Origin of the sequence: Anaerobacillus arseniciselenatis (genome assembly GCF_001865995.1) — a bacterium.
GTDB lineage: Bacteria > Bacillota > Bacilli > Bacillales > Anaerobacillaceae > Anaerobacillus > Anaerobacillus arseniciselenatis.
The window spans coordinates 1-5,066 of record NZ_MLQQ01000036.1; the positions used below are offsets into that span (position 1 = coordinate 1).

Sequence of the window (5,066 nt, forward strand, 5' to 3'; positions counted from 1 at the left end):
GAGGTTTTTATCTAATTTATGATAAATTGTGTTTGTCATAATTCCAGCACCTAGAAATTCTAATTTTATTTCCTAAGCTTAACTTTACCTAGCACCTAAAAAAATATGCTAAAAATTACTAAACAAAAATTTCATCTAAAATTAAAACATAGAGGTACACAATTATTGCGTAGTTTAGGATTTGTGGATCATATGGATTTCTATTATAAAGAGCAGAAAAAATAAACATCTTTAAATAAATGAAGCCAGACCAATATACATTCCAGAGTGACCATAAACCCATTTATTGTAAATGTAAGTAATATACATGAAAACTGTATATTTAATAGGTAATATAGAAAAATCATTTATTTTTAACTTTCCTTTTTTTATAAGTAAGAAGTCAATGAAGAAATGAAAAAACAGAAACAAATAAAATGATTAGATTTCTCTTTACAATCTGCTCCGCCCACTTATCATTAAAATAGAAAGATACTAAAATTAGAGAAAAAGTATAATGAGTACGCCGCCATTTATTTTTATAAATACGTAAATTAACAAAGAGCCGTTCAATTAAAACAAAGTATAAACTAAATAATATTTTTGAAATCCATCCAAATTTCATAACGGTTATAAACAAGGCGGTCACTGGAACATAAAAGAACTGAGACAAAACCGCTCCAAATATATTATCTAAATAATTTTGTTTTAAAAAGCATGGTTTATATTTATAACCATTCAAAAATACGACAATTATGTAATCAAAAATATAAGCAAAACCAACAAAATTAAGTAAAAGTACAAGGTGTTTTTTCTTGTCACTACTTTTATAAAACGTATAAATTAGCATGACTAAATGAATAAACCCTACTATTAAAAATGGGTACTTATTTAACCTCGATTTCATAATGTTTACTCCTAAATAAAAAGTAAGTTACGGTTAATACAAAACAAGAATGCTTTTTATTAAGATAAAAATGGTTCGTATGATAGTGAAATCATACGAACCATTTCGGTTTTATTATTTTCTTACGTTCACTTTACTATTCGTAACATAAAAGAATAAAGTTATAGGTCCCTCTATGATTGCTTTTTCATGTTTTGAAAAAAGTTCCATTCTCTGGTTGTTCGAAGTAGGTTTAAGATAAATTCCATATTCTTCTGATAATGATGCGATACAATCATGTACTGGTCTTGTAAAAATAGACAGCAGGACCTCTCCATTAACAAATCGGTCCCCCACTTTACTGCGTTTTTCAAATTAAAGTTAATACGTTTTCAGTACTGTTTAAATTAGGTTATTATATTTCCAACTTGCAATCTATGTCGATTTTTTAGTTTTATTGTCGAAACCCTTTACAATATGTTACTTTTCATTAAAATTATTACTATATCCTACTGCTTTCGACATTACACGGATTAAGAAAATTGATAGAAAAGGATATAAGTATATAATTCTATAATTCAAAAGGAGTAAAAATGATTAATATAGCTAGTAGAAGAGTAGCAGAAGTACTGAGTGATTATGTAGGAAGACCTAAAGATGTGGACTATATACGCTATGGCATAGAAATCATGTTTAGAGGGTTTATTAAACTTTTTGTTTTATTTTTTACAGCATACGCATTTGGGTTATTGCTCCCGATGATACTCGTTTGGTCTACATTTGTTGTATTTCGCTTTTTGACAGGCGGCCATCACTATTCTACGTATTTTCGCTGCTTAATAGTTGGGACAATATCATTGGTTAGTATCTCTTATTTTGTGACTAAATTTGAATATGTTTTTGGTAGGTCCGAATTATTGGTATTGTTGACTTTCTCACTAATAATTGGTTTATACTTCAGCTTCAATTATGCACCATCAAACCATTTTTATAAAAAGATGACCAAATATCAAAAAGGGAGATTAAAAAAAGTTTCTATTATAACAGTTTCCATATGGGGAAATTTGATGTTTTTATTGATTTTTAGTTCTATTTCAACGGTTCTTATTTTAGCTTCTATTCTAGGCTTTTTGTTTCAAATGATGAGTATCCATCCATACTCATATTTATTTGTAAATAATGTTGAAAAATTACTTGAAAGGAGGTAAAGTTAATGAAAAATTTCGCCAAGGTTGCAATTGGATTTGTAGTAACTGCTATTGTCTTAATTGCTAAAGCAGAGATCAGTACAGCTTCAGGTAGTATGTTGTTTCAACCTGAATTACCAAAGGACGTAGAATAATAATATCTAAAATAGTTTCGCTGACTTAGGTAAAATCTACAAGCTCATCAAAAGATGGGCTTTTTTCAAAATCTCCAAAGAACTATATTCTCTTGTACTATAAATATCCTAAACATAAAAAATCATATTTTTCTAAGTCCTGTCCATTTCTTCTCACGTATTTCTAGATTTTCCCTAGATGTATGAAAGAAGTAAAGTTCACGATTAGACTTTTGCTTGTGTAATTCATTATGATGACGAAATGCGTCCATTGAGTCGTCAAAGCAATCTATTACCGCAATATCATCTACTATACGATAATTACTATCTGAGTGAGCTTCAATTGCTTCAAAAACAACCCATTTATCTGGGTATGCTTTTCTAACATCTTCCCATAACATTTTTACTCTCCCCTTTTGTGAAGTAGTAATTCCCTATTTCCATTTTATCAAAAAATTCCATAATACACCTCAAATTTCTTTATTCAAGATAACCACCCGTTAGTTTAATTCCGTTTCATGTTAAAAATGCTGGATCTTGAATAAATATGGTATAAATAAAAACGATTGTCACTTGTGAGCAACAACCGTTTTTTACTTTTTAATTCACTCTTTTACGCTGACTCCTTGACGGTAAGATGTTAATGACGTCAACAAACCCATCATTCTCGTGAACTGAATAATAAATTATATAATTCAACATTATGTGCTTGCTTTTTCCGTATGTTATTCTTCTAAGCCCTTTGAAGTTACCTTTTTCAACAACCTGACCCATGAAAGGGTTCTTGGAAAGGCTTAATTCAATGTAATCAATTATTTCATCTTCCTTGGAAAACCACCATTTTAGGGTTTCCTCGCTTTGATTAGAAAAGAATTGTTGAATTTTATCCAAACATTATTCAAATTCTTCTGTAAAAAGTACATTAAATTGGTTGCTATTTTCTTTGACCATTGCGTTTAGATTTCAACTCGCTCCCAGAATACCTTTTCATATCTGGGTTGTCTAAATACCTTGTCAATGATTCTTTGAGTTCAGGATATTCATCAATTTCTTTTGTTAAATCATCATTTAAATTAGAACGTAATTCCATATCCTCATTTTCTACTTCAATGGAATATAGTTTTCCGTTTATTATAAAAACCCCTGACTCTCTACCTTGGAGAGCATTATATAATTCTTTTTTGGCGTGATCACTTAATGATTTCATTTGATTATCACCTCTGTATAAATTATATCAAACCCTAGTAAGTGATTTCCATTGATCCTTAATAATTTTTACATATAAAAAATGCTAAAGTATTATGAAAAGACCACACCTTATTTAAGTAAATGGGGCGTTAGTTTAAAACTTTTATTTCCGCAGCAGTACCATCTCTATTACTTTCGCTAATATCTACCTTTTCATTTAAGACAACCTTAACCGTTTTTCCTTTTTTCAATTCATCAATGTTTATTTGTTTTCCATTTTTATCAGTAATAACAGTAATTTCAGTAAAATCAACATTACATGTATAAGCTTTGTTGCACTAAACTGCTCAATACTTCGGCAGAGAAAAATGCGATACCCTTTATTCAGCTATCGCCACTCGTTAGTTTAAGTGTTTTCTTTCACATTCTTAGTGATTATCCGAGGTGGAAATTTAAAAAGTTCCAAATAAGACCAAGTAACGGCGTTAAAATAAGAGTCAAAAATAAGCCAGTAAACATGTATTTTACATACTGATTTCTATTTACACCTTCTCTTAATTCCCAAAGACCTAATGTAATAAAATATAAGCCAATCATAATTAAAATAAAAGGAAGAATAATAACTAAGCCCCCCATATAAACACATCCCCTCAACATTTTGTTTTAATTCCTATTCAGTTAAAGCACTCCGATAGTTGAATCTAACCGTTTCCGGACACAGAATACCTTATTTTACGCATTTTGATCATTTTTTTATTTTAAAGGACACCAGGTTCGCTATTTCATAAAAAAACGCTAAAATGAACCGAAATTAACCAAATAACGAACCTGGTGTCCTCTTACTTTGATAAAACACCGGTTTGGTCACAAATAACGGCTCTCTTGTCCGATAGAATTAAAAAACGGTCCGTATTAGTAGGTTTCCTCAACAATACTGCTTCTTTAGTTTAAGTGAAGAAATTCACAAACTCTAAAGTTTTCTCAATAATCACTTTAACATAAATATCCATTTATTTTTAAAAATAATATAATAATTCATAAAGAAATTAACCAATTATTGTTTCTTAGGACTGGCTTTTTGAATAGGCTTCATGCAAAAAAGCGCGGTCGAAAGACTAGGGTAATGTTTAATTTTTTTATCAATGTCCTCTTCTTTATTGGGTTGGAAAAGAATAAATATTTCCTTCAGGATGAATCGCTACTGGGGATTTAAAATGAAGGCGAGCTAAACGTTTTGCAGCCTTTCTCCGACCTTCATAGGATGAGCCAATAAAGAAACAATTAAAGTTATTAAATATTTAGAAGGTTTATCAAATCAAACAGAGAAAAGCTGTGGATCCAAGAAGCTATATTGAATAAAAAAGTTATCAGAAATCGGCCAGTTTGCGAAAGACCATTTTCTATTGAATAGTATATTTGAAATATGCAACAATCATCGGCGTTAATGTCAGACTATACTATAGATTATTTAATCAAGTTTACTTTAGCAGTCCCTCTGTCCAATCTTTTATTAAGACTCGATCATAACCTTAAAGTAGATCAGAAAATAAAAAAAACTAGATAAGGAGCATTCCTGTTAGAAGGATTTTCGGGGACTTGAAAAAAAAAGAGCCCTCCTGGTATGATACGGGGTGTCAAATCGTGCACCGAGATGACCCCTAACTTAGTTAACCAAGGAGGACTTCATAATGA

The 5,066-nt window shown here is 30.3% G+C and carries 8 protein-coding genes; 2 read left to right on the forward strand and 6 right to left on the reverse strand.

The window, feature by feature from the left end; translation table 11 throughout:
* Positions 1-382: 382 nt before the first annotated feature.
* On the reverse strand, positions 383-886 hold the full coding sequence (locus tag BKP35_RS13065; protein ID WP_071313810.1) for a hypothetical protein: 504 nt from the start codon (positions 884-886) through the stop codon (positions 383-385).
* Positions 887-1,458: 572 nt separating this feature from the next.
* Between BKP35_RS13065 and BKP35_RS13070 the strand changes: the two genes are divergently transcribed.
* Together BKP35_RS13070 and BKP35_RS19190 are read left to right on the forward strand one after the other, a co-directional pair.
* The gene (locus tag BKP35_RS13070) at positions 1,459-2,073 is read left to right on the forward strand and encodes an accessory gene regulator B family protein (RefSeq protein ID WP_071313811.1); all 615 of its coding nucleotides are present in this window, start codon (positions 1,459-1,461) and stop codon (positions 2,071-2,073) included.
* A 5-nt stretch (positions 2,074-2,078) separates the two neighbouring features.
* Complete coding sequence (locus BKP35_RS19190) at positions 2,079-2,207, forward strand: AgrD family cyclic lactone autoinducer peptide (RefSeq protein WP_139192880.1); 129 nt, start codon at positions 2,079-2,081, stop codon at positions 2,205-2,207.
* A 122-nt stretch (positions 2,208-2,329) separates the two neighbouring features.
* Here BKP35_RS19190 and BKP35_RS13075 read toward each other — a convergent pair whose 3' ends face one another.
* From BKP35_RS13075 to BKP35_RS20265, 5 genes are all read right to left on the reverse strand, one after another.
* Complete coding sequence (locus tag BKP35_RS13075; protein WP_071313812.1) at positions 2,330-2,587, reverse strand: hypothetical protein; 258 nt, start codon at positions 2,585-2,587, stop codon at positions 2,330-2,332.
* A gap of 199 nt (positions 2,588-2,786) precedes the next feature.
* Positions 2,787-3,077: a type II toxin-antitoxin system RelE/ParE family toxin gene (locus BKP35_RS13080; protein ID WP_071313813.1), complete on the reverse strand. Its 291-nt coding sequence runs from the start codon at positions 3,075-3,077 to the stop codon at positions 2,787-2,789.
* A 43-nt stretch (positions 3,078-3,120) separates the two neighbouring features.
* Entirely contained in the window at positions 3,121-3,393 is a 273-nt protein-coding gene (locus BKP35_RS13085) for a hypothetical protein (RefSeq protein WP_071313814.1), read from the reverse strand.
* 416 nt (positions 3,394-3,809) lie between these two features.
* Entirely contained in the window at positions 3,810-4,010 is a 201-nt protein-coding gene (locus BKP35_RS13090; protein ID WP_071313815.1) for a hypothetical protein, read from the reverse strand.
* 518 nt (positions 4,011-4,528) lie between these two features.
* Positions 4,529-4,672, reverse strand: a complete 144-nt coding sequence (locus BKP35_RS20265; RefSeq protein WP_084031649.1) for a competence protein ComK — start codon at positions 4,670-4,672, stop codon at positions 4,529-4,531.
* Positions 4,673-5,066: the final 394 nt, after the last annotated feature.